This window comes from Nitrobacter hamburgensis X14 (genome assembly GCF_000013885.1).
Lineage (GTDB): Bacteria > Pseudomonadota > Alphaproteobacteria > Rhizobiales > Xanthobacteraceae > Nitrobacter > Nitrobacter hamburgensis.
The window spans coordinates 1,830,911-1,854,910 of sequence record NC_007964.1 but is presented as its reverse complement, the minus strand read 5'-3'; the positions used below and the strand labels follow the sequence as shown (position 1 = coordinate 1,854,910).

General features: G+C 62.0%; 26 protein-coding genes and 1 pseudogene. 10 read left to right on the top strand and 17 right to left on the bottom strand.

Features of this window, described 5'->3' with window-relative positions; all coding sequences use genetic code 11:
* Positions 1–181: 181 nt before the first annotated feature.
* Entirely contained in the window at positions 182–1,291 is a 1,110-nt protein-coding gene (locus NHAM_RS08445) for an IS5-like element ISNha7 family transposase (protein ID WP_011509106.1), read from the bottom strand.
* 105 nt (positions 1,292–1,396) lie between these two features.
* Between NHAM_RS08445 and NHAM_RS08440 the strand changes: the two are divergent.
* Positions 1,397–1,783 (top strand): annotated as a pseudogene (locus NHAM_RS08440) (IS630 family transposase); the annotation flags it as partial.
* 12 nt (positions 1,784–1,795) lie between these two features.
* On the opposite strand, the gene NHAM_RS08435 reads toward NHAM_RS08440, so the two are convergent.
* The gene (locus NHAM_RS08435) at positions 1,796–2,842 is read right to left on the bottom strand and encodes a hypothetical protein (RefSeq protein WP_011510152.1); all 1,047 of its coding nucleotides are present in this window, start codon (positions 2,840–2,842) and stop codon (positions 1,796–1,798) included.
* A gap of 227 nt (positions 2,843–3,069) precedes the next feature.
* Here NHAM_RS08435 and NHAM_RS08430 point away from each other — a divergent pair, with 227 nt between their 5' ends.
* Entirely contained in the window at positions 3,070–4,113 is a 1,044-nt protein-coding gene (locus NHAM_RS08430) for a patatin-like phospholipase family protein (protein WP_011510151.1), read from the top strand.
* Positions 4,114–4,125: 12 nt separating this feature from the next.
* On the opposite strand, the gene NHAM_RS08425 is transcribed toward NHAM_RS08430, so the two are convergent.
* The 4 genes from NHAM_RS08425 to NHAM_RS08410 all read right to left on the bottom strand — a co-directional run bounded on the left by NHAM_RS08425 (position 4,126) and on the right by NHAM_RS08410 (position 6,407).
* A complete protein-coding gene (locus NHAM_RS08425; RefSeq protein WP_011510150.1) occupies positions 4,126–4,554 on the bottom strand; it encodes a CBS domain-containing protein in 429 nt (142 codons plus the stop codon).
* A 207-nt stretch (positions 4,555–4,761) separates the two neighbouring features.
* Positions 4,762–5,550 carry a rhomboid family intramembrane serine protease gene (locus NHAM_RS08420; RefSeq protein ID WP_011510149.1) on the bottom strand — a complete coding sequence of 263 codons (789 nt, stop codon included), beginning with the start codon at positions 5,548–5,550 and terminating at the stop codon, positions 4,762–4,764.
* 173 nt (positions 5,551–5,723) lie between these two features.
* A complete protein-coding gene (locus NHAM_RS08415) occupies positions 5,724–6,209 on the bottom strand; it encodes a hypothetical protein (protein WP_011510148.1) in 486 nt (161 codons plus the stop codon).
* Between the two features lie 6 nt (positions 6,210–6,215).
* Positions 6,216–6,407 (bottom strand): hypothetical protein, encoded by a 192-nt coding sequence (locus tag NHAM_RS08410; RefSeq protein WP_041357854.1) that lies wholly within the window; start codon positions 6,405–6,407, stop codon positions 6,216–6,218.
* Positions 6,408–6,805: 398 nt separating this feature from the next.
* Between NHAM_RS08410 and NHAM_RS08405 the strand changes: the two genes are divergently transcribed.
* The 3 genes from NHAM_RS08405 to rpsD all read left to right on the top strand — a co-directional run bounded on the left by NHAM_RS08405 (position 6,806) and on the right by rpsD (position 9,202).
* Complete coding sequence (locus NHAM_RS08405; protein ID WP_011510147.1) at positions 6,806–7,363, top strand: PAS domain-containing protein; 558 nt, start codon at positions 6,806–6,808, stop codon at positions 7,361–7,363.
* A gap of 108 nt (positions 7,364–7,471) precedes the next feature.
* The gene (gene murI / locus NHAM_RS08400) at positions 7,472–8,269 is read left to right on the top strand and encodes a glutamate racemase (protein WP_011510146.1); all 798 of its coding nucleotides are present in this window, start codon (positions 7,472–7,474) and stop codon (positions 8,267–8,269) included.
* A 315-nt stretch (positions 8,270–8,584) separates the two neighbouring features.
* Positions 8,585–9,202, top strand: a complete 618-nt coding sequence (gene rpsD, locus NHAM_RS08395) for a 30S ribosomal protein S4 (protein ID WP_011510145.1) — start codon at positions 8,585–8,587, stop codon at positions 9,200–9,202.
* 66 nt (positions 9,203–9,268) lie between these two features.
* Here the strand turns inward: rpsD and NHAM_RS08390 are convergent, their stop codons facing one another.
* The 3 genes from NHAM_RS08390 to grxD form a co-directional block, all read right to left on the bottom strand.
* A complete protein-coding gene (locus tag NHAM_RS08390) occupies positions 9,269–9,514 on the bottom strand; it encodes a PepSY domain-containing protein (protein ID WP_347336446.1) in 246 nt (81 codons plus the stop codon).
* A 355-nt stretch (positions 9,515–9,869) separates the two neighbouring features.
* Positions 9,870–10,424: an O-acetyl-ADP-ribose deacetylase gene (locus NHAM_RS24770; protein ID WP_081434971.1), complete on the bottom strand. Its 555-nt coding sequence runs from the start codon at positions 10,422–10,424 to the stop codon at positions 9,870–9,872.
* A complete protein-coding gene (grxD, locus tag NHAM_RS08385; RefSeq protein ID WP_198137011.1) occupies positions 10,421–10,759 on the bottom strand; it encodes a Grx4 family monothiol glutaredoxin in 339 nt (112 codons plus the stop codon). The genes NHAM_RS24770 and grxD overlap by 4 nt, the downstream gene beginning before the upstream one ends.
* 278 nt (positions 10,760–11,037) lie before the next feature.
* Here grxD and egtB point away from each other — a divergent pair, with 278 nt between their 5' ends.
* Both egtB and egtD read left to right on the top strand, forming a co-directional pair.
* Positions 11,038–12,294 carry an ergothioneine biosynthesis protein EgtB gene (egtB, locus tag NHAM_RS08380; RefSeq protein ID WP_011510142.1) on the top strand — a complete coding sequence of 419 codons (1,257 nt, stop codon included), beginning with the start codon at positions 11,038–11,040 and terminating at the stop codon, positions 12,292–12,294.
* A 46-nt stretch (positions 12,295–12,340) separates the two neighbouring features.
* On the top strand, positions 12,341–13,306 hold the full coding sequence (gene egtD, locus NHAM_RS08375) for an L-histidine N(alpha)-methyltransferase (protein ID WP_011510141.1): 966 nt from the start codon (positions 12,341–12,343) through the stop codon (positions 13,304–13,306).
* 188 nt (positions 13,307–13,494) lie between these two features.
* Here the strand turns inward: egtD and NHAM_RS08370 are convergent, their stop codons facing one another.
* The 6 genes from NHAM_RS08370 to purC all read right to left on the bottom strand — a co-directional run bounded on the left by NHAM_RS08370 (position 13,495) and on the right by purC (position 19,763).
* Entirely contained in the window at positions 13,495–14,628 is a 1,134-nt protein-coding gene (locus NHAM_RS08370) for a low temperature requirement protein A (protein ID WP_011510140.1), read from the bottom strand.
* Between the two features lie 84 nt (positions 14,629–14,712).
* Positions 14,713–14,946: a BolA/IbaG family iron-sulfur metabolism protein gene (locus tag NHAM_RS08365; protein WP_011510139.1), complete on the bottom strand. Its 234-nt coding sequence runs from the start codon at positions 14,944–14,946 to the stop codon at positions 14,713–14,715.
* Positions 14,947–15,540: 594 nt separating this feature from the next.
* Positions 15,541–17,775, bottom strand: a complete 2,235-nt coding sequence (gene purL / locus NHAM_RS08360; protein WP_011510138.1) for a phosphoribosylformylglycinamidine synthase subunit PurL — start codon at positions 17,773–17,775, stop codon at positions 15,541–15,543.
* 134 nt (positions 17,776–17,909) lie between these two features.
* Positions 17,910–18,611 carry a phosphoribosylformylglycinamidine synthase subunit PurQ gene (gene purQ / locus NHAM_RS08355; protein WP_011510137.1) on the bottom strand — a complete coding sequence of 234 codons (702 nt, stop codon included), beginning with the start codon at positions 18,609–18,611 and terminating at the stop codon, positions 17,910–17,912.
* 12 nt (positions 18,612–18,623) lie between these two features.
* Positions 18,624–18,866: a phosphoribosylformylglycinamidine synthase subunit PurS gene (gene purS, locus NHAM_RS08350; protein WP_011510136.1), complete on the bottom strand. Its 243-nt coding sequence runs from the start codon at positions 18,864–18,866 to the stop codon at positions 18,624–18,626.
* 129 nt (positions 18,867–18,995) lie between these two features.
* Positions 18,996–19,763: a phosphoribosylaminoimidazolesuccinocarboxamide synthase gene (gene purC, locus NHAM_RS08345; RefSeq protein ID WP_011510135.1), complete on the bottom strand. Its 768-nt coding sequence runs from the start codon at positions 19,761–19,763 to the stop codon at positions 18,996–18,998.
* A gap of 332 nt (positions 19,764–20,095) precedes the next feature.
* Between purC and NHAM_RS08340 the strand changes: the two genes are divergently transcribed.
* Positions 20,096–20,422, top strand: a complete 327-nt coding sequence (locus NHAM_RS08340; protein ID WP_041358884.1) for a DUF1476 domain-containing protein — start codon at positions 20,096–20,098, stop codon at positions 20,420–20,422.
* Positions 20,423–20,587: 165 nt separating this feature from the next.
* Here NHAM_RS08340 and cynS read toward each other — a convergent pair whose 3' ends face one another.
* Positions 20,588–21,076, bottom strand: coding sequence for a cyanase (cynS, locus tag NHAM_RS08335; RefSeq protein ID WP_011510133.1), 489 nt, complete (start codon positions 21,074–21,076; stop codon positions 20,588–20,590).
* A 235-nt stretch (positions 21,077–21,311) separates the two neighbouring features.
* On the opposite strand from cynS, the gene NHAM_RS28085 reads away from it, so the two are divergent.
* Positions 21,312–22,106 (top strand): hypothetical protein, encoded by a 795-nt coding sequence (locus tag NHAM_RS28085; RefSeq protein WP_245270032.1) that lies wholly within the window; start codon positions 21,312–21,314, stop codon positions 22,104–22,106.
* A 69-nt stretch (positions 22,107–22,175) separates the two neighbouring features.
* Positions 22,176–22,910, top strand: a complete 735-nt coding sequence (locus NHAM_RS08325) for a hypothetical protein (protein WP_011510131.1) — start codon at positions 22,176–22,178, stop codon at positions 22,908–22,910.
* On the opposite strand, the gene NHAM_RS08320 is transcribed toward NHAM_RS08325, so the two are convergent.
* Complete coding sequence (locus tag NHAM_RS08320; RefSeq protein WP_081434946.1) at positions 22,893–23,972, bottom strand: IS630 family transposase; 1,080 nt, start codon at positions 23,970–23,972, stop codon at positions 22,893–22,895. The two genes, NHAM_RS08325 and NHAM_RS08320, sit on opposite strands and share 18 nt — an antisense overlap.
* Positions 23,973–24,000: the final 28 nt, after the last annotated feature.

Below are 24,000 nucleotides of genomic sequence, written 5' to 3'. Positions count from 1 at the left end.
ATGATTTTAATTTGGCACGTTTTCTTCACGCGAACCGGTATCCACTTCGCTCGAAAACGCTCTAACAGGCTGTTGAAGAAGTTTCCCACGGAGACGGATATGGAATGGAGTCAGCGTGATCTGCGGGCGGCGCCACCATCAGGGTCCTGATCGAGCATCTTGACGGTGCACGACTTGTGTTTCACGCGGCGGCTGCCAGGAGTTTGGGCAAGCGGATCAGGTTGTAGGCCGCCAGCGCCAGGGTGAAGGTGGCGTTGACGCGGTCGCGGCCTCGCAGCTTGATCTTGGCAAGTCCGGCGGAGGCCTTGATCCAGCCGAACACCTCCTCGATGCGCTTGCGACAGCGTTGGCTGACGGCATATCCGGCATGACGGAGAGTCCTCTGGTCGATCGCGGTCTTGCGCGGCTTTCCGGTCTTGCTCAAATGCCCGTCGATGGCGATGTGCGGCGTGACCGAACGCCGTCTTAAGTCCTCGACGAATGCGGTGACGTCATAGGCCTTGTCGGCGCCCAGCGTGATCCGCCGCTCGCTTTGGCCGCGGTGGCAGTCGATCAGCGCCAACGCCTGATCCCGCTCCGCCGTTCCGGTCGCCCGGCTCACGCCACCCAGCACCGCCAGTCCGTTGCGGTTCTCCATCAGGGCATGGCCGATGTAGCAAAGCTTCGCCGGCTGGCCGCCGCCCTTCTTATAGAGCCGTGCCTCGGGATCGGTCGTGCTCTGATGCGTCTCGTTGCAGCGCTTCTCGTTGTGGAAACTGCGCTCGGCGTTGCGTCCCGGTCCATCACTGTCCTGGTCACCGCCGTCCTTGCGCCGGAAGCTCTTGATCGATGCCCACGCCTCGATCAGCGTGCCGTCGACCGAAAAATGCTCGCTTGATAACAGCCGCTTGACCTGGTGCTGCCCCATCAGCGCGTTCAAGAACTTCGCGGCGATCTCACCTTCAAGCAATCGGTCGCGGTTCTTCGAGAAGGTCGAGTGGTCCCACACCGGGTCGTCCACGCCCAAGCCCACGAACCAGCGCAACAGCAGGTCGAACTCCAGCCGCTCCATCAACTGCCGTTCCGAGCGGATCCCGTAGAATGCCTGCAGCAGCATTGCCCGAAGCAGCTTCTCCGGTGCGATCGAGGGACGGCCGAACGCCGTGTAGAGCTTGTCAAAGTCCCTCGACAGATCATTCAACGCCGCGTTCGCGATCTGTCGGATCGTTCGCAGCGGATGGTCGGAGCGAATCCGAGCCTCCAAGTCCACATAGCTGAACAGCGAGCCTGACCGTTCGTCGCTTCCCCGCATCGCTCCCCCCTCGACGCATCCGCATCAAGAGAATCATGCCCAGAACCGCTGCGCCAGAGACTTCTTCAACAGCCTGCTAAGTGGAATCCGGTCAGCCGCAAGAAAGCAGGCCTCAAGTGCGATGGCCTCGTCGCCCCCTGGGTTATCGATGCCCCAATGAACCGGATCATCTTCGAGACCTATGTCGACACCCAACTCGCGCCCGCCCTCAGGCCCGGTGATGTCGTCATCCTGGATAATCTCTCCAGCCACAAGAGCGAGAAGGCCGAAAAAGCCATCCGCGCACGGGGCGCGTGGCTCCTGTTCCTGCCGCCCTACAGCCCGGATCTCAATCCCATCGAAATGGCCTTCGCAAAACTGAAAGCTCATCTGCGAGCCGCCGCAGCCAGAACCATCGACGCTCTCTGGAAAGCCATCGGCAACATCTGCGCGCTCTTCTCTCCGCAAGAGTGCTCAAACTACTTCAAAGCCGCAGGATACGGATTCAATTGACTACCCGAGGCTCTAGCGCGCGACGACTTCGACCTCGCCGTCGACGCCGTTGACGACCTCGAAGCCACGCTCGAAAACCTTGCCTTCGTTCTTGGCGATCACGCGGTACTCGCCCTCGGCCAGGATCACGCGGGGAAATGCGCCGATCGATTCCTTGATGACGTCGCCGCCGGGCGTCAGCACCGACCACGCGGTGTTGGCCAGCGCCTCGCCGCCCTTGTCGCTGACGAGCTTCAGGGTGATGACAGCGGCGCGATGCGAGATCGTCACGTCGGTCAGCTTCGCCGCTTGCACGCGAATGTCCGATCGCACGACCGAATTCGCATCGCCATAGGTGGAAACGATGTAGTAGGTGCCCTCCGGCAAGAGGATCACATCGCCCGCTGTGACGTTAGGCACAAGCGGCGCGCGCTCGGTGCCTTCGAACTGGCTGCCCTTGTAGATGCTGAAGGAAATCTGGTTCGGCGGAATCATCGACGCGCCGACGCGGCCCTCGATCCGCAGGCCGCCCGCCGGCAACACGAACGTCTCGTGGTCGGCATCCGGTTTCAGTGTCACGGGACGCACGGCGCTGACCAGCCCCAGCGAGACGTACACCACGTAGCTTCCCGGAGGCAGCACGATGTTGGGCGTTCCGCCGTGATCCTCGCGCATCAGCTTGAAGACGCCGGTCTCATCGGGGCGATCGGAATAAACTCGCCAGATCAGCCCGCTGTTGATGACCGGCAGATCCTTGCCGAAACGCGCAGTCAATGACAGAACCGCCTGCGCGGGAGCCACGATGGCGGGCGGCGGCGTCGTCAGCGGCACGGCGGCAACCGGGGCCTGAGTCAATGGCGCCGGCAGATTCGGCATGGAAGCCGGGCCCGAGGACGGCGCGAGGCTGATCGCAGGCCCCGACGGTGCTTCCGGAACGAGGGCGGGCGGTACCGGGGGCGGGCGTTCGCCGAACAATTGCGCCGAGGCCGCGCACGGAAACGCAACGAGGAGCGCGACCAATGCGAGCAAAGGCCACGAGCGCCAGCCCGAATTGAATCGATGATTGCCCCCGAAGATCATGGTTCCGGTTTTTCCCGGAAATCACGGCGAATTCAAGCCTCCGCATTCACTCATGACTGCATCCCGTTGTGGAAGGCTTAAAAGCTTGACCTTCCGGTTGAAACGTCGCCGTCTGGTGATAACTTCTGCTGAAGCGGAGCAACGTCCGGCACAAGTCACGCCTTTCATGCGTCCACCGTGTCTGCCGGAAGCACGGAAACCGATGTCACCAGTCGGAGAATTCCATCGTGCTCGAAAGTTTGAGAGGCCACGACCGTAACGGGTCGAGTGGCCAGAAGGTAGGATTGGACAGCGTCAGGCGACCGGTGATCGGGCTGGCTCTGGGCGGCGGCGCCGCGCGCGGTTTCGCGCATATCGGCATTCTCCGCTCCCTGATCGCGCACGGCATCGAGCCCGATGTCGTGGTCGGCACCTCGATCGGAGCCGTGGTCGGCGGCGCCTATGCCGCGGGTCGCCTTGACACCCTGGAGGAATGGGCGCGCAGCCTGCAGCCTCGCAATCTCTTCAGTTATCTCGATATCCGGCTGACCGGCTCCGGACTGATCGGCGGCGCCAAGCTCACGGCCCGGCTCGAGGCGTCGCTCGGTCAGGTTCAGATCGAGGACCTGCCGGTCAAGTTTGCAAGCGTCGCCACCGAAGTCCGCACCGGCCACGAAATCTGGCTCACGCACGGCCGGCTGGTCGATGCGATGCGCGCGTCCTATGCGCTGCCCGGAATCTTTGCGCCGATGCTGGTGGGCGATCGCTGGCTGGTCGATGGCGCGCTGGTCAACCCGGTGCCGGTCTCCACCGCCCGTGCGCTAGGCGCCGAAATCGTGATCGCGGCCAACCTTTCCAATGACGTCTTCGGTCACAGCATCACGATCTTCTCTCATGGCACGCAGAACGATGCGCAGGAGGAGGTCGTCGAAGCTCCACCGCCGAAACGTGGTTTCGGCAAGTTCTTTTCCGCCGAGCGAACGGTCAAGCGCCAGCTCTTCGGCGGCGGCGGTCGCCCCGGAGTTGTGACGGTCATGACCGACGCATTCAACATCATGCAGGACCGCATCACCCGCGCGCGGCTCGCCGGCGATCCGCCCGACCTTTTGATCTCGCCGCGGGTCGGCCAGATCGGCTGGTTCGATTTCCATCGCGCTAACGATCTGATCGCGCATGGCACGCGCGCCGCGGATCGTACCATCGAAGCGATCGTCGAGGCGATCGAGATTCTCTCGCCGAAGTCGCCGGCGGATACCACCGGCGCGGACACCGAGACCGAGCCCAATCCCTGATATTATCCGCGCTCAGGCGGTCTTGATGTAGTCGCGCAGCGCTTCCTGCTCGGCCTCGTATTCCTGAACGCGCAGCTTGACGACGTCGCCGATCGAAACCAGGCCGACCAGCCTGTCGTCCTCCACCACCGGCAGATGCCTGAATCTTTCCGACGTCATGATTTCCATGAGGTGGGTGACCGTATCCGACAAACGGCAACTGACGACCTTGCGGGTCATGGCGGCACTCACCGGCTCGTCGAGCGCAGCCGCGCCGCGTTCGTCGAGCGCACGGACGACGTCACGCTCGGACAGAATGCCGTCGATGCGCGTGCCGCTCATGACGAGGACGGAACCGATCCGCCGTTCCGATAGAAGCTTCACCGCAGCCGCCAGCTTCACGTCGGGCTCGACGCTCACGACCTGGTGACCCTTGGCGGTGAGAATAGCACAGACTGTCATTGTCGCCTCCGACAGCTGGATCGCGCAGGATCGTTCTGCGTGACCCTTGATTCTTTGTATTCAGGCGACAGTCGAACGTTCAATTTGTTCACGGGCGAAACGCGCCAAACAGGTCGTCATTTCCAGCACGAGAACCGGATTCTACCTAGCCTGACTGGGCGACAATGATGAATGAAATCGGTCCGCGCCGCAAGCACTCGTTACTCGCTACGGGACCCGATCCGCGCCGCCGGACGACGCACTCGCAGCATCGCGCGGCGGACGAGGCACCGGATCGAACAGCGAAAACAATACAAGGCCTGCCATGAAGCCCCCGATATGGGCCTGCCAGGCAACGCTGCCGGACTCGGCGCCAACTGCGACCGATCCCATCCCGAAGATGATATTGATGCCGAACCAGATCGCGAGAAACGCGAGCACGCGCGGATTTTGCAGCGCGCGCATCAGCGACAGCGCGGGTACCTGGGCCGCCGCGTCGGCGTCATTGCCGCGAAAGGACAGAAAGCTGCCGCGCACGAAGGCGAAGCGGATCGCCGCCGCCATCGCACCCGACACCGACGCCGACGCGCCGATCATCGGCGCAATGCTGTGCTCGTGGGTCACAAGATGCGCGGCCGCGCCGGCGACGGCGGTCACCGCCATGAAAAGAAAAAACCTGAAGGCGCCGAAGCGGCGCGCTACAGCGCTGCCGAAGGGCAGCAACCACAGCACGTTGAAGCCGATATGACTGAGGTTGGCGTGCAGCAGCGAATAGGTCACGAAAGTCCAGACCTTGGCGCCGCCGCCTCCCGGGAACGTCGCCGTCAGCAGACTCGGATCGTACCGCTTCGGAATGAAGCCGAACGTCTCGATGGTCCAGTATTCCAGATCGGGCGGAAGCGCCGACCACACGACATGAACGATCGCAAGAAGGCCGATATAGGCGGTCAATGCCCCTGGCAGGGTCAGGATCGGCTCTCGCCGGGGCTCAGGCGGAAGTTCTGGCGGAGAGACCAAGGGCTGCAACCTGATGGGGCCGGCTCAAGCGGGTGATGGGCAAATAGGCGGCTTGGCCGGGTTGTGCAAGGAATGGCGCGACCAACTCAACGAAAAGAGAGATCCTGAGAAATCCTTGGCCTTTGCCAATTCACGAGATTTCGGAGAAGGGCGATCAGGTGCAGCCAACGAGGTTACGAACTCCTGCGCCTGGAACGCACCCAATAGACAAGTAGTTTGTAGACGAACACGATCGCGGCCAATATGCCTGCGGCTTTAAGGAACCAGAGTCCCATTTCGTTGAAATCGCGAGCCCCGTGATCTCTTACTCGCTCCTTGGTGACCTCGTTCGCAGCAGTGACGGGTTCCTTGTCGGTGAGATCGCCCACGGCCGGGTTCGATGCCGCGTCGTCTTTGGTAGGGAGGACCAATTGGGATTTGTCTGCTTCAACGGCCGAATCCGATCCCTGAGGACTGGTCGCACTGCAGGTTGCTTGCAGGCCGATCACAAGACCAAGCACGAACAGCGAGAAGCGCAGGACCTTCCCAGCGTTATTCATCCAGCGTCTGGCTCTGCCATCATCATTGTCGCGTGCGGGATAATCGCTGAACTGTGCTCTGAACTGTCCTGTGTCCGCTCTCATGCCACCACCATCTCGGCCGGCTTCGTGCCGGATCATGCCACCTCATACCTCAATCCCGCCCTTGCTGTCGATCTTGGCGAGGGCGGCGGCGAAGCCGGCATACACACCCACATTGTCGCCGAATCCAGGCCCGATCGGCTCATCTCTCGTTTTCGCGGTGCCGACCGCCAGCAGCGCGAGTGCTGACCCGATAGGCCCGCCGATGAATTCGGAAATCGAGGTCGAACATTTCAACAGTGCTAACCGAAACGAAAAAAGGGAGGGTCTGAGAAACCCTCCCTTTGATCCATGTCCGGTTTTTCGTCGGGCGGGTGTCGATGAGGTCGATCCGATATCGCTACCTCACCCCGCGACGACGACCGAATCTGTTCGACGCCAGCCTGTTTCGTCGCTCCGCCGGTCTAGATAAAACGGCGAGGAGGACGAGTGGGCAGATCATACCCGCTCTCCGGGGAATCCCAACCTCATAGTTAATTTAACGTTAATGGCACAAAACCGTGTGCCGATGACGTCAAAGCCGCCGGCGGCATGGACGCTGCAACATCCCTCCTGCACAACAGGAAACGGCACTGCGGTGCTCTGAAGCAGGACAGATATGTCCGCGTCACGCCGCCGCCAGGACGGTTTAAGTCATGAAACATCCATCGAACCGCGCGTTCTATGCCTATTGGGATGAGAAGCGCGACGGCGAGCGCGCTCCCGACCGCCGTGCGCTCGAACCTGGCGCGGTCCGCGAACTGCTCGGGGACATCTTCGTCCTCTCCTACGATCCGGAGAACGGATATCCGTTCCGGGTCGCGGGCACCCGGGTCTGCGCCCTGCTCAACCGCGACCTCAAGGGACAGAACTTTGCCGCGCTGTTTGCGGCCGCAAGCCGCGCCGAGATCACCGACATTCTCGGCGTGGTGTCCGAAGAACTGCTCGCCGCCGTCGCCGGCGTGACCGCGACCGCACGGGACGGATCGCTCGCGCACCTCGAACTGTTGCTGCTGCCCTTCAGCAATCGGGCGCACACGCCGATCAGCCTGACCGGGCTGCTGGCGCCGATGCAGCACAGCGGCCAGCCGCTCGGCGACTTCACCCTCACCTCGTGGCGATACATGAATCACCCGCCGCAGCGCTTCGTGCCGCGCGTACTGAAGAAGCTCGCGATCGCGCGCGGCTTCATGGTCTACGAAGGATTGCGCTGACCGGTCGCCGCGCGAGCACCCGCCTTTAAGTGACCACCATCCGGGGATGGACAAATCGACACAATCGGTAAAAACTCCGTGGCAACCCGACCGTCCTAAAATTCCCGCGTGGCAGACACTCCCACCATACTCGTCCTCGATTCCGGCCTCGGCGGCCTCACCGTGCTGCGGGAGATCGTCAAAGCCCTGCCCGGCGCACGATATGTCTATGTCGCTGACGACGCGTTCTTCCCCTATGGCCACCACAGCGAAGATGAAATCATCGCCCGCGTGGTGCCGCTGGTCGGCGAACTGATCGACACCTACACACCAGACCTCGCAGTCATCGCCTGCAACACGATGTCGGTCTCAGTGCTGGGGCCGTTGCGCGCCGCCTATTCCGTACCGTTCGTCGGTACGGTTCCGGCGATCAAGCCGGCCTGTGCGGCCTCAAAAACCAAGCGCGTCTCGGTGCTCGGTACCCGGGCGACCGTGCAGCGCGAATACACCCAGGCGTTGATCCGGGATCACGCCCGAGCCTGCACCGTGACGCTGGTCGGCGCGGCGCACCTCGCCCGGCTTGCGGAGGACGCCCTGCGCGGCAAGCCCGTCAGCGACGCCGATATCGTGAGCGAGATCGCGCCCTGCTTCGTTCCGGCCGCCGACGGCGGCGCGCTGCGCACCGACGCCGTCGTGCTCGCCTGCACGCACTACCCGCTGCTGCTCGACCGGCTGCTCAGGCTTGCGCCATGGCCGGTGGCCTGGATCGACCCGGCGCCTGCGATCGCCCGGCGCGTTGTCGATCTGCTCGGACCGGGCGACAGCGGCGGCCGCGAATTCCCGCCGGAAATGATCTTTACCTCAGGCCGCTCCCGCACCCTGACGGACGCGCTGGCGCCGTTTTTCGGCGGCCGGGTGCCGGCCTGAGCCGCGTATCGCGCGGGTGGTTCGCGTTTGATTGCCGACCCGAAACAGGCGTTTTCGGGTCGAGATTTCCCCTGCTTTGGTTTGACAGGGGAACGGTTTATCCCTAGAAAACCCCTGCACGCGGGCCGGTTTCGGCCCGCGTTGCGTTTCGCGACCCGTGGACCTGCCCATCAAGCTTATGGTCGGGGCCTGTCGGCAGCGGGTTTGGCATGATCCCGAAAAGTGGTCTTCCGGTTTAGGAAACCAGATCATGCCCAGACCATCTGCACAGGAGGGCGCGTTTCCTCAACCCGTAGACTTTGACAAGAGGACGCGATGACTAAGCGCAATGAGGCGAAGTACAAGATCGATCGCCGTATGGGCCAGAACATCTGGGGCCGCCCGAAGAGCCCCGTCAACAAGCGCGAATACGGCCCCGGCCAGCATGGCCAGCGCCGCAAGGGCAAGCTCTCCGACTTCGGCACCCAGCTCCGCGCCAAGCAGAAGCTAAAAGGCTACTACGCCAACATTTCCGAACGCCAGTTCTACGCGATCTACGTCGAGGCGACCCGCTTGAAGGGCGATTCCGGCGAGAACCTGATCGGCCTGCTCGAGCGCCGCCTCGACACCGTGGTCTATCGCGCGAAGTTCGTGCCGACCATGTTCGCCGCGCGCCAGTTCATCAACCACGGCCACGTCAAGGTGAACGGTCGCCGCGTCAACATTCCGAGCTACAAGCTCAAGGTCGGCGACGCCATCGAGGTCAAGGACGCATCGAAGCAGCTCGCGCTGGTGCTGGAAGCCAACCAGCTCGCCGAACGCGACGTGCCTGATTTCATCGATGCCGACCACAACAAGCAGACCGCGAAATTCGTCCGCATCCCGCACCTTGCGGATGTGCCGTTCGCGGTGCAGATGGAACCGCATCTGATCGTCGAATTCTATTCGCGCTGATTCGCACCGTCTCAGTCCCAGAAAAAGCCCCGGATGTCCGGGGCTTTTTACTGCCTGCAAGCTTGGTCAACGCGCTGGCTTGTGCCCGACCACCTCGCCCGAGCGTGGATCAAGATAAATCTTCTGCCGTACGCCGTTCAGCATCGCCTTGGCCTCCCAGCAGCGGCCATCGTCGGCCTCCAGCTTGCTGACGTCGGTGTATCCCTTCTCCATCAGCTTCTGAATCACCTGGTCCGCGGGCATCCAATCGGATCCCGGCTGGTCTGCATACGCGAAACTGGTAGCCGCCAAAACCAGCATCATCGTCGCCACGGCGACATGTCGTATTTTCATCCCATGATCTCCCTGCAACGAAGAAATTGGCTTACCCCCAGAACTGCGGCCAGTCGTCAGGGTTCCCGTCCCGCGACTTCACGTCCCACGGGCTATGAGCAACACGAGCTATGAGCACACGGCTACACGCCGCCGCGCGACCCGAACAGAATCGGTTCTGCCTGGAGCCCTTTCGCTTCTGATGGAATCAGAAGCGGGCTCTATGATTTTGATTTGACGCGTTTCTTCCCGCGAACCGGTATCCATCCTCGGGTCAAGCCCGAGGACATGCTTCGCTCGAAAACGCTCTGATATGCACGACGTTCGTCCGTCGCCGGAATGCCTGACGGCGCGCTCACTGCGCACGAGCGCGGGGGATCTCCAGCAGCGCTTGCCGGTGTAATCGCGCGCTGTCGTTCGAAAAGCAGCAGAAGAGGACTTGCGAAACGGAGGGAGCCTCTCGCAGCGCATCGATCACCGTTGTCACCGCGATCCGCGCCGCATCGGCGGCCGGAAAACGGTAGACGCCGGTGGAAATGGCGGGAAAGGCGATCGATTGCAGGTTGTGCGCCTGAGCCAGCGCGATGGCGCTGCGATAACATGAGGCAAGGAGCTTATCTTCGCCCGACCAGCCGCCCCGCCAGACCGGGCCGACCGTGTGAATGACATGCCGCGCGAGGAGCCTGTAACCACCGGTTATCCTGGCGTCCCCGGTCGCGCACCCCTTGAGCGCCCGGCACTCCGCGAGCAGTTGCGGTCCCGCCGCGCGATGGATCGCGCCGTCAACACCGCCGCCGCCGAGCAGAGACTCATTCGCTGCGTTGATGATTGCATCAACGTCCAGCGTCGTGATGTCCTCAACGATAACGTCCAGCCGCGCCGGACCGATGACGCGGCCGGCCGTCGTCAGGCCGATGCCGGTGCGCTGAGCGTGATGCCTTTGTCGGTGAGCAGTTTCTGCAACTCGCCGGCCTGGAACATCTCACGGACGATATCGCAGCCACCGACGAATTCGCCCTTGACGTACAACTGCGGGATCGTCGGCCAGTTCGAGTAAGTCTTGATGCCGTCGCGCAGGTCGGGAGATTCAAGCACGTTCAGGCCCTTGTAGCCCACGCCGACGTGGTCGAGAATCTGAACCACCTGCCCCGAAAAACCGCACTGCGGAAACTGCGGCGTGCCCTTCATGAACAGCACAACGTCGTTCGACTTCAGTTCGGTCTCAATGAAATCCTTAATGCTCATCATCACATCCTTGTGGCCACAAGATCAGGGGGCCGCGAGCGGTCCTCCCAGTTGCCATACCTATAACCCGAAACCGTTGTGTAATAAAGTCAATTGCCGGAGAGCTGTCATGCCCTACCCCTCCCGGCGGTCGTCATGACTGCGGCGGCCGCAGCGAATTGACAGGCGGCTGCGACCTTATAACTCCGGCGCCAGGCTCCATGAAAGGTAGTACGGCGCTGACTATTCTCCGGAACCCACCGTCCGGAGCAGCGTTCTCTCCTAAACCGGAGATTTCCGTGACGAATCCTGCGTCTGCCGCGACCGCACCAGTCGCTCCGAATCCGTCGCTGTTTTCCAATTCCGGAACGCTGGCCGGCCGTCTGACAGATGCATTTCTCGCCGTGCGCGGCGAAACGGAGCGGCGTGCGGGCCCGCTATCGCCGGAAGATCAGATGGTGCAGTCAATGCCGGACGCCAGTCCGACGAAATGGCACCGCGCTCATACCACCTGGTTCTGGGAGCAATTCCTGCTCGGCCAGCACAATCCCGGTTACGTTCCGTTCCATCCCGATTACGCCTTTCTGTTCAATTCCTACTACGTCAGCGCCGGCCCGCGGTATGTCCGCGCCCAGCGTGGCCATATCACCCGCCCCGGCGCGGAAGAGGTCACCGCCTATCGCCGGCATGTCGATGCCGCTGTCGTCAAATTCTTCCACGACGCGGGCGATAAAATGCTGGCCCGGCTGGCACCGCTGGTCGAAGCCGGCCTCAATCATGAGCAGCAGCACCAGGAATTGATGCTGACCGATATTTTGCACGCCTTCGCGCAAAATCCGATTTCACCTGCCTATGACGGGTCGTGGAGATTCCCGACGCCGAACGCGGGCGTCGGCGGATGGATCACGCTGAACCAGGGCATCCACACCATCGGACATCAGAGCGACAGCTTTCATTTCGACAATGAAAAACCCGCGCACCGCGCCCTCGTAGGGCCGGTGAAGCTCGCACGCAATCTCGTCACCAATGCGAACTGGCTGGCTTTCATGGACGACGGCGGCTATCGCACCGCGACGCTGTGGCTGATGGACGGTTTTGCCGCCGCCACCAACGAAGAATGGGAGGCGCCGGGCTACTGGCACAAGACCGGCGATGGCTGGCAGGTCATGACGCTGGCCGGCTTGCGGCCGATCGATCGCGACGCACCGGTCTGCCATGTCAGCTACTATGAGGCCGATGCATTCGCGCGCTGGAGCGGCAAACATTTGCCGACCGAAATGGAATGGGAGGTCGCGGCGCGGGCGGGACAGCTCGATGACGCGTTCGGCCTTGTCTGGCAATGGACGCGAAGCTCATACTCGCCCTATCCGGGGTATTGCGCGATCGAGGGAGCGCTCGGCGAATACAACGGCAAGTTCATGGTCAACCAGTTCGTGCTGCGCGGCTCGTCGCTGGCGACACCGGAGGGGCACAGCCGCATCACCTACCGGAATTTCTTTTATCCACACCACCGCTGGCAATTCACCGGTCTGCGCCTCGCGGACTACGGAGCCTGACCTTCGTCAACTCAAATGCGTTGCGACGCGCGCCGGAGAGACTGTCATGAATCTGCACGCTGCCGCTTTGGCCGAGGCACCCAGATCCGACGAAACCACGCCGGCATTCGCCAGCGATGCCATCGCAGGATTGACGCGACAGCCGAAACAACTCTCGCCGAAGTATTTCTACGACGCCGCCGGTTCCGAACTGTTCGAGCAGATCACCCGGTTGCCGGAATACTATCCGACCCGCGCCGAACTCGGCATTCTGCGCGCCCACGCGGCGGAGATAGCGGCGATCCTTCCGCAACACGCGGCGCTGGTGGAGTTCGGCGCCGGCGCTGCCACCAAGGCGCGGCTGCTGCTGGGCGCGAGTGAATTCGCCGCCTATGTGCCGGTGGACATATCGGGGGATTTTCTCAACGCGCAGGCGCGAGGACTGCGAAAGGATTTCCCGCACCTCCAGATCTATCCGGTGACAGCCGATTTCACCACGCCGTTCGTTCTACCCGACCGCATCAGGACGATGCCGAAGGTCGGCTTCTTCCCGGGTTCGACGCTCGGCAATTTCGAACCTCATGAGGCCTGCCGCTTTCTACGCGGGGCCCGCGACATTCTTGGCGAAGGCGCGTACATGCTGATCGGCGTCGACCTCGAGAAGGACGAACGGATGCTGTATGACGCCTATAACGATGCCGCCGGCGTCACCGCGCGCTTCAACCTGAACATGCTGGTTCGCATCAACCGCGAACTCGGCGGCAACTTCGACCTGTCCGCGTTCACCCATCGCGCGATCTACAACCGCGAGCGCCACCGGATCGAGATGCACCTCATCAGCAAGAGGCCGCAGACCGTCCGCTTGCAGGGCCGCAGCATCTCGTTTCGCAGCGGCGAGAGCATCCACACCGAGAGCAGCTACAAATACAGCCTCGACCGCTTCAGCGCGTTGGCGAAGGGCTCGGGCTGGACGCCGACGGCGTCATGGACCGACCCCGACGCGATGTTTTCGGTTCACGCGCTGAGGTCCTGAGCCGCTGCTCGTTCACACGGAATCAAACTCACTGTTGAGGTCATGCCCGGACTTGATCCGGGCATCCATCTTCTTTCGAAGATTGATGGATTGCCGGGTCATAGGCGAGCAAAGCGACGCCGTTCTTCGAACGGCTATGCCCGGCAATGACGAAGGAGAAGCTGTTTCCATCTTAAGTATGAAACGCACTAACCATCATTTTGCGGCTGACGCGAGCCAGACCCCAGCGAGATCGCCTCCCACGCCGCGACCATCATCAGGATCGCTGCAACGACTGCCGCAAGCGACAGCAGCGTGAGCCCGGAGGCCAACGGAATCAACGCAATCAACAGGCCGATTCCGACCAGGTGAGAGAGCTGGAAGATGCCGCGGATCGCGTGCTTGAACAGGATCGTCCCTATCAGATACAGCAGCGGTCCGCCCACGATGCTCAGGATTTCCCTGCCGCCGACATGCCCGCCCGGATGCGCGAGCAGCAACTCGTCGCCGACGGCGGATACGATGATGCCGGCCACGACCGGAAGGTGCAGGTAGGTATAGGCCAGCCGCGCCAGCCTTCCGGTATCCGCGGATTGAGAAATATGCTCCGAGCCGGCCTCCGCGCCGATATGGAAGTAGACCCACCACATCGCGATGCTGCCAAGCAGCGCCACCAGGAAAGCGCAAACCGTGGTCGCCGTCCACGCCGTTTCAGCGAAGGTCGCGCCGGTGACGACAATGGACTCGCCGAGCGCGATGATGATGAACAGCGCGCATCGTTCGGCCATATGGCCGCCCTCGACGTCCCAGTCCCGCGTGGTGGAGGCCCCGAGACGAGGGGTGCGGAACCGCATCGCCGGGCCGGCATATTCGATCGCGAGCGCGACGAGCCACAACCCGATCCGGATATTGCCCTCGGCCAGCCCTCCCCCGATCCAGAACACCGCACCGGTGCCGAGCCAGAACAGGATGCGGATGACGTTATTGCGCTGGCCGACCGCCGACGTCGGCACCGACCACAGAAAGAACAGCGTCCGTCCGACCTGCATGACCGAATAGGCCGCCGCGAACGTCAGCCCCCGGCTTTCGAAAGCCTTCGGGATCGAGGTCGACAGCAGCAGGCCGGCGATCATCAGACCGAACAGCATGACCCGGACCGGAGCCTGTTCGGGATCGAGCCAGTTGGTGATCCAGGAGGTGAAGACCCAGACCCACCACACCGCCAGCATCAGCATCGTCACTTGCAACACGCCAAGCGGCGTGAAGTGCGCGAGCAGCGAGTGCGAGATTTGCGTGATCGCGAAGACGAATACCAGGTCGAAGAACAGTTCGACGTAGGTCACACGGTTGTGCTGGTGGGGCTGCGTTCCCGCAGAAGCCTTCCATCGTCGTTGGCGCGCGACATCAACCGCTCTGTGACGGCGCGGCTACTCCGGAACGCCGGTCTGCAACGCCAGCGCGTGGAGCACGCCGCCCATCTGCCCCTTCAGGGACTGATAGACGATCTGATGCTGCTGCACGCGGGACTTTCCGCGGAACGACTCGGAGATCACGGTCGCCGAGTAGTGGTTGCCATCGCCGGCGAGGTCCTGGATCGTCACTGCGGCGTCCGGGATCGCTTCCTTGATCATCGATTCGATATCCCGCGCTTCCATGGCCATCAAAGTCTCTCCCAAATCCGCCACGCCCCCGAATCATGCACCGGAATCGCCGCAACGGCTGCTCAACTTAACGTGGCCGCCCTATCCCGTCACGCCGATCAATCCTATATCTGCATGAACTTTTTAACCGCAAGACGGCTTCCGGAAGATACCCGGTCCCGATCACACGCTTAACGCCGAACCCCGGCCGCGTCAGGGGGGGCCGCTAGTGGTACCGTGATCGCCTATCCGATACAACCTATGCCCTGCCCCCTGAAGAAGGTCAGCTACCCCGGCGGCCCTGTATACCCGTGAGAAGACGCCAGGCTGGCAGCGTTGTCGCGGACCAATCGCGTGACAAATTGTCCTCCCCCGGCACGGGCTGCTGGGTGCTGAATTGGACGAGGACGGCGGCGCTGCTTCAAATCCCCGATGCAAAGCGCGTTCTGTGAATGAACTCCGGCTCAACACGAAAAACGTCATACTCCGCGAAAGCGGAGTATCCAGTATCCCATAGCTGTTCTGATTTCTAACGAGGCGCAGCGGAATACAGGATCGTCCGCATTCGCGGACGACGACACCGCATTTCTCGGCGAATGTTCGGAAAAAACAAAGTCAGCGGTCAGGAATGCCACTGGTCTCGACTCTCCCGGCCATATAGTCCGGCAGCCAGCTTTCAAAGCCATGCTGCAAGGCTTTGACGTGAACGGCGCGCTCGCCGGCAATGGCGATCTCGTGACCGCCGGTCAGGCCGATCTGGACGCAAGGCACCTCGACCGCCTTGAGCTTGGTGAAAACGCTCAGCAGATCCTTTTCGTGCACGGTGACGATGTAGCGGGCCTGATCCTCGCCGAACCACCAGGCGTGCGGCACGATCGCTTCAGGTGCGGCATCGAGCGCGGCGCCGATGCCGCCGGCCATCGCCATTTCCGCGAGCGCTACGAGAAGTCCGCCGTCGGAAATGTCATGAACTGCCGTGACCGTCCCCGCATGGATCATGCCACGCACGACATCGCCGTTGCGTTTTTCCGCGGCAAGATCGACCGGCGGCGGCGCCCCCTCCTCGCGCCCGCAGACGTCGCGCAAGTAAACCGACTGACCGAGCCAGCCCTGGGTCTCGCCGATCAGCAGGATGCACTCGCCCTCGGCCTTGAAGGCAAGCGATGCGGACTGGGTGAAATCGTCGAGCAGGCCGACGCCGCCGATCGAGGGCGTCGGCAGAATGCCGCGGCCGTTTGTTTCGTTGTAGAGCGAGACGTTGCCGGACACGACCGGGAAATCCAGCGCGGTGCAGGCGGCCGCGATGCCCTTCAGGCAGCCGACGAACTGGCCCATGATCTCGGGCCGTTCCGGGTTGCCGAAATTCAGGTTGTCGGTAATCGCAAGCGGACGGCCGCCGACAGCGGTGATGTTGCGCCAGGCTTCCGCCACCGCCTGCTTGCCGCCCTCAAACGGATCGGCCTCGCAATAGCGCGGCGTCACGTCAACGGTGAGCGCGAGGCCCTTCGGCCCGTCCTCGACACGGACCACCGCCGCATCGCCGCCGGGACGCTGCACGGTGTTGCCGCCGATGACGTGATCATATTGCTCCCACACCCAGCGCTTCGAGCACAGCTCCGGCGTCGCGATAAGCTTTTCCAGCGCATCAGCCACCGGCAAACGCGGCGCAACGTCGCGGGCGTGGACGACGGGTAACTGCGGCGACGGCACATGTGGCCGGTCATACAGCGGCGCTTCGGACTCAAGCTCCTTGATCGGCAAGTCGACCATCACGTCGCCGCCGTGCTTGACCACGAAGCGCTGCGACGGCGTCGTATAGCCGACGATAGCGAAATCGAGTCCCCACTTCCTGAAGATCGCCTCCGCTTCCTTTTCCTTCTCGGGCTTCAGAACCATGAGCATGCGCTCTTGCGATTCCGAGAGCATCATCTCGTAGGCGCTCATGCCCTGCTCGCGCGTCGGCACGCTGTCGAGATCGAGATCGACACCGAGGTCGCCCTTGGCGCCCATTTCCACCGCCGAACACGTCAGGCCCGCCGCGCCCATGTCCTGGATCGCGATGACGCAATCCGTTTCCATGATTTCGAGGCAGGCTTCCAGCAATAGCTTCTCGGCGAAGGGATCGCCGACCTGAACGGTCGGGCGCTTCTCGGCGCTGTCGTCGTCGAATTCGGCCGACGCCATGGTGGCGCCGTGAATGCCGTCGCGGCCGGTCTTGGAGCCCAGATAGACGATCGGCATGTTCACGCCTGACGCCGCCGCATAAAAGATCTTGTCGGCGTCGGCGAGGCCCACCGCCATGGCATTGACGAGAATGTTGCCGTCATAACGGGTGTGGAAGCGCACCTGCCCGCCGACAGTCGGCACCCCAAACGAGTTGCCATAGCCGCCGACGCCCGCGACCACGCCGCCGACGAGATGCCGCGTTTTCGGATGCGACGGATCGCCGAAGCTCAGCGCGTTGAGGCAGGCGATGGGGCGCGCGCCCATGGTGAAGACGTCGCGCAGGATACCGCCGACGCCGGTGGTCGCGCCCTGATACGGCTCGATGTAGCTCGGATGGTTGTGGCTCTCCATCTTGAACACCACCGCCTGCCCATCGCCGATATCGATGACGCCGGCATTCTCGCCGGGACCCTGGATCACCCACGGCGCTTTCGTCGGCAACCCGCGCAGATGGATGCGCGAGGATTTGTAGGAACAGTGTTCGTTCCACATCGCCGAGAAGATGCCGAGTTCTGTGAATGTCGGTACGCGGCCGATCAGCTTCAAAATGCGCTCGTACTCGTCCGGCTTGAGGCCGTGCGAGGCGACGAGTTCGGGGGTGATCGGGGGATCGGTGCGGTTCATTTCATAAAATTCTTGTCAAGTTTTTCGACGGCGTATCGTCAATTGCCCATTTTGTTAAAGAGGCTTTGGGCAGCCTCGATCTGTTCCTTGCGGACCACCTTTGATCTGCTTTTCACTTATCGTCGTGGCGTTTCTTACGCCGCCCGCTCCAGATGCGCGACGAGGCCCGCGAACAGCCCGCGCCCGTCGGTGCAGCCCATGATGTCTTCGACGTGATTTTCCGGATGCGGCATCATGCCGAGCACGTTGCCGCGCACGTTGACAATGCCGGCGATGGACTGCGCCGCACCGTTGATATTGTGAGTGTCGCCGATCTCGCCGGTCGCCGAGCAGTAGCGATAGAGCACGCGCCCCTCGCCTTCGAGACGGCGAATGGTCTCCTCGTCGGCGGCGTAGTTGCCCTCGCCATGCGCGACCGGCACGCGGATCACCTGCCCGGCATTGTAGCCGCGCGTGAACGGCGTATCCGAGCGTTCGACCCGCAGGTGCACGTCATGGCAGATGAACTTCAGCCGCGCATTGCGCATCAGGATGCCCGGCAACAATCCGGACTCGCAGAGAATCTGAAACCCGTTGCAGACGCCGAGCACGAGACCGCCGTCGGCCGCGAAGGCGCGCACCGCGTCCATCACCGGCGAGCGCGCGGCGATGGCGCCGCAGCGCAGATAGTCGCCGTATGAGAAGCCGCCGGGCATCACCACGAGATCGGTCCCCTTGGGCAGCGACGTCTCGGCGTGCCACACCATCGCGGGCTCGTGTCCCGAAATGAGTTTCAGCGCGCGCGCCATGTCGCGCTCGCGATTGATGCCGGGAAAGACGAGGATCGCGGATTTCATGTCGTACGGCGCCTAGCTCAGAACCTCGACCCGATAGTTCTCAATCACCGTATTGGCGAGCAGTTTGTCGGCGGCGGCCTTGAGCGCGGCTTCCGCCTTCGCTCTGTCCGCGCCGGCGAGTTCGATATCGAACACCTTGCCCTGGCGCACACTGGCGATGCCATCGACACCGAGCGACTTCAGCGCCCCCTCGATCGCCTTGCCTTGCGGATCGAGGATGCCGGTTTTCAGTGTAACGGTGACGCGTGCCTTCATCTAACCCTCGTCATTCCGGACGATCCGCGCAGCGGATCGATCCGGAATCTCGCCAACCTCTGGATTCCCAGATGTGCACTCGCACATCGCGGTTCGCGGCGATGCCGCGCCCGCAATGACGTATTGAGCTTATCCCTTCACCAGCACCGGACCGGCGCCGAGCGGCCGCTCGTTTTCCATTAGAATGCCGAGCCGCTTCGCAACTTCGGTGTAGGCCTCAAGCAGCCCGCCGAGGTCGCGACGGAAGCGGTCCTTGTCGAGCTTCTCGTTCGACTTGATGTCCCACAGCCGGCACGAGTCGGGAGATATTTCATCGGCGACGATGATTCGCATCATCTCGTTTTCGAACAGCCGGCCACATTCCATCTTGAAATCGACCAGCCGGATGCCGATGCCGAGAAACAGCCCGGTCAGGAAGTCGTTGACGCGGATCGCCAGCGCCATGATGTCGTCGATCTCCTGCGGCGTCGCCCAGCCGAACGCGGTGACGTGCTCCTCGGACACCATGGGATCGTTGAGCTGGTCGTTCTTGTAGTAGAACTCGATGATCGAGCGCGGTAGCTGGGTGCCTTCCTCGATGCCGAGCCGCTGCGACAGCGACCCCGCTGCGACATTGCGGACCACGACCTCGAGCGGCACGATCTCGACCTCGCGAATCAGTTGTTCGCGCATGTTGAGACGGCGGATGAAATGGGTCGGCACCCCGATGTCGTTGAGGTGCTGGAACAGGTACTCCGAAATCCGGTTGTTGAGGACGCCCTTGCCCTCGATCACCTGATGTTTCTTGGCATTGAACGCGGTCGCGTCGTCCTTGAAGTGTTGAATCAGAGTGCCGGGCTCCGGTCCTTCGTAAAGTACCTTGGCCTTGCCTTCGTAAATGCGACGCCGACGGCTCATAGGGATGTACCGTGTGTTGTTGAAATCCATGAAGTTGATGTGCTCCGAGCGTTCGATGTGACCCATGGCGGAGCTGCCGCGAAGCCGGGATCTTGAACAAGTACAGGAAACAGAACAAGAACCGAGCCCGCCCGCAACCTAGCCGATTGAGCCACCCAGCACAATCAATGCAGTCGATCAGGCGCGAAGTTTTACCGTACTCCCTGCGACCTTGCGCCCGTTGTTCCCGGATCGGCCATTCCCTATCTAGAATGTGATCTAGGATGTCGAACCGGCTGCCGCAACATGCCCGGTTCGGCAGCTTCGGCAATAATGGAACCGGACCCAAAACCATGAGCACATCATTCGATAAGCGCGGAGAAGGTTTTGAGAAGAAGTTCGCACTCGACGAGGAGCAGAAATTCAAGGCCGAGGCCCGCCGCAACAAGCTATTGGGACTGTGGGTCGCGGAGAAGCTCGGAATCGCCGGCGATGCCGCCAACGCCTATGCCAAAGAGGTCGTCGCCGCCGACTTCGAACAGCCCGGCGACGCCGACGTGGTTCACAAGGTGATGCGCGACCTTACCGCCAAAGGCGTCGCGCTCACCGAACAGGAACTCCGCGCCCAGATGGACACGCTGATGGCACAGGCCATCGCGCAGGTGAAGGCGGGGGCGTAACCGCGCCGTTCGAAATTATCGGGAAAGCTATCATCATCCGCGTAAGCGGATGATCCAGTATTCCGCGCCCGCATTTCAAGAGATGCGGTGGCTGCTGGATCGCCCGGTCCGTGTGCGCAATTGCGCACTTGGCCGGGCGATGACGATCAGTGGTGCGGAGGGCGCTCACTCCTCCTTGAGGCCGTATTCCAGATTGTTGCCGGTGGCGCCGTAATACTTGAACGGCAGGAATTTGCCGGTCATGCCGATCTTGACGCGGTCGCCCTTGGGATTGGCGACGCGCGCAATTTCCATGTCGAAGTCGATCGCCGACATGATGCCATCGCCGAATTCTTCCTCGATCAGCGCCTTCAGCGCCGGTCCGTTGATCATCACCAGTTCGTACAGGCGATAGAGCAGCGGATCGGTCGGCGGCATCGGCGTGCCCGCGCCGCGCATCGGCACCTCGTTGAGCATCGCGATTTCCGCCTTGGAGAGGCCGAACAGCTTTCCGGCCGCCGCCGCCTGCGGCTTGGTCAGCTTCATATGGCCGAGTAGCGCGCTGACGATCAGAATTTCCGAAAACCCGCCGATCTCGCCGGCGATGTATTTCCAGTTCCATTCCTTCTCGCGCTTGATGTCGAGAATCTTCTCGGTGAGGTCGGACCGCTTCATTGTCGTCTCCCATCTGAAAACGTCTGGGACAGTGGCCGTGCAATGCACGTGCCATGGACAGGACAGCGATTGACTTGAGAAAATCGGTCCGGACGGCGAGCGATTGACCAGAATTTGCGCAACGCATGCCGCTTGAGCGGGCACTCCCTTAAACCGCGTAATGGCCCGCGAGGCGGGACGAAAACTTAAACCCTCGCCCTTGCCTCCGTTGGGTTATAGGATTATATTCCGTGGCATGGTCCTGCCTCGCACCCCTTCCCTCACCCGCCTCCGCGTCATGCCGGACGAACCCGCCGAGGGCTCGACCGTTGCAGGTCCGCCCGCCGTTCAGGCAAGCGACCGGCCAAAGGGCACACGGCGGCCGCATCCGGATTCCAGCGTCCGTGCCGTGCGGCACCTTGTGGAGACGACCACGCTGACCTTTGCGCAGATACAGGCCCGAACCGGAGGCAACCATTCGACGATAACGCTCTGGAAGCGCAATCAAGGCTGGACGCGCCCGGCGTTCGCGGCGCGCCATTCCTATGACGTGCCGCTCTGGCGGGCCGGCCCACGGCAAAAGACGGCCGCGTTGACAGGACGGCTGGTTGCGATCGCCGAGCGTATGGTGCGCGAGTTGGAGGAGAAGCCGGACACAGACATCGACAAGCTGATGCAGGCGATGGAGGCGTTGAAGATGGCGCGGCTGGAGGCCAGGACTCGAAATCGTCACTGGCCTGTCATCGGCCCCTCGCGCACCGGCCGGGAGGTTCTCAACGAGCAGGAGGCGATCCGCGCCGCGCTCAAGGAAATGCGCCGCGGCGGCGTCGACATCGACCGCGCGCCGCAGGAGGCGCTGGACCTCGTCATCGATGCCAACCTGCCGGTGGAGCAGGATCATCCGGCGCTGAGAGAGAGAGAGAGAGAGAGAGAGGGAGCAGGTGAGATGTACTTCGCAAGGCGGGTTAGGCGCGAAGCACAGCAACTCACCATCGTAGGTACTGACGATAATTGTGAGTGGGTCGGTCTGCGTCGTGGTGCGAAGACCTAGTGCGGGCTATTGTGATAGGGACACGTCTAATAACGCACTGGGACAGACCTAACGCGAGGGCAACTTGAAGTGGCAAGGTTTGTTATTCTGGAACCCCGACAAGGCAAACAGGTCGAGATCGATTTCGCCGAGTTCGTCGAATTCGTAAAGGGCGCAACTGTTCAGACGGCAGCCGCTGGGAAAAACTTTCTTGAGCTAGGTTTAGCGGAACAGATGAATGTGCGCATTCAAACGTTGGATAATGGCGACTTGGCCGTGACGATCATGTCTACTTTGAACGAGGGAGACATCCCACCAATCCGACTCCAGATCATCGAAGCTGATGAGATCGCATCCGCCGCGCTGGTCGAATCACGCATCCGCGCTCTACGGCAATCTTATGCGATCGTCAACCTGCTCCAGAACGATGGAGCCGAGGCACTGCAGCGAGTGCTTGCTGACGACCCGAATGTTGACCTTGAGTTAATGCTGATACCTGAAGAGCGGCTATTTATCACGGCGGCCGCGGCAGGATCTTTTTGGCTCACTATCGTGACCAAATCTGCGAAGGCGTACAAAATCGCCAAATACGCGTTAGCTTTACCCTACAAAGAAGGACGAGAGGCCTTGCTCCGGAGGGTTGAGGCTGACACCAGGCTGCGCGAACTTGCAGTTGAAGAGAAGCAGGCAGAGCTTGGATTGAAGCGCGTGAAAGGTCTAGTAGACACTTTTAACAGCATTGAAAAAATAAAGGATAAGACGGGTCGGGAAAGACTAAAAGACTCCTTTCTGAACAATCTAGAGCAGCTAGTGGATGGAATCTAACACTTGGTGCCCGCGTCTGACGGCTCGGATAATTTTGTTGGGATCGGCAGTCCATGTGAAGGGCTTCGGTTCGGCGTTATGTTCGATTACGAAGCGATTGATTGCAGCCTGCAGGTCGACGACCGATCGGAAGATGCCGCGTTTCAGTCGTCGTTTTGTGAGTTTGGCGAAGAAGCCCTCGACGGCGTTGAGCCAGGATGCTGATGTGGGCGTGAAGTGGAAGGCCCAGCGGGGATGCCGGGCCAACCACTGGCGCACTTTCGGGTGCTTGTGGGTTGCATAGTTGTCGACGATAGCGTGGATTTGCTTTCGCGGCGGCACCTGCGCTTCGACGGCGTTGAGGAAGCGGATGAACTCCTGGTGCCGATGGCGCTGCATATTGCGGCCAATGACGGTGCCGTCGAGGACGTTGAGGGCCGCAAACAGTGTCGTCGTGCCATGACGCTTGTAGTCGTGGGTCATCGTCCCGGCGCGACCCTTCTTTATTGGCAAGCCGGGCTGGGTGCGGTCGAGCGCCTGGATTTGGCTTTTTTCATCGACCGAGAGAACGACGGCATGGGCGGGCGGATCGACATAGAGGCCGACGACATCGCGCAATTTGTCGACGAAGCGCGGGTCAGTGGAGAGCTTGAACTGTTTCACCCGGTGCGGCTGCAGCCCATGGGCGCGCCAGATGCGTTGAACGGAACTCGCGCTGATATCGACGACCTTCGCCATCATGGCCGAGGTCCAGTGGGTCGCCTCTGCTGGCGGCTCGGTCCGGGTGAGCGCCACGACGCGTTCAGCGATGCCCGACCCCAGCGGCGGAATGCGCGAGGGGCGTGTCTTATCGTGCAGGAGGCCGTCATAACCCGCCACCATGAAGCGTTCCTGCCAGCGCCACACACAGGTCTTCGACTTGCCGGTCCGGCGCATGATCTCATGGGTGCCGAAACCGTCCGCGCTCAACAGTACGATCTCGGCCCGCCAAACATGCTTGTGTGGGGTGTTGCGATTCCGCGCCAGCGCCTTCAGATGGCGGCGGTCGGCAGGCTTAAGGGTGATGAAAATTCCGGTTCGCATGCGCCAGACTCGCATGCATCCAGTCAGA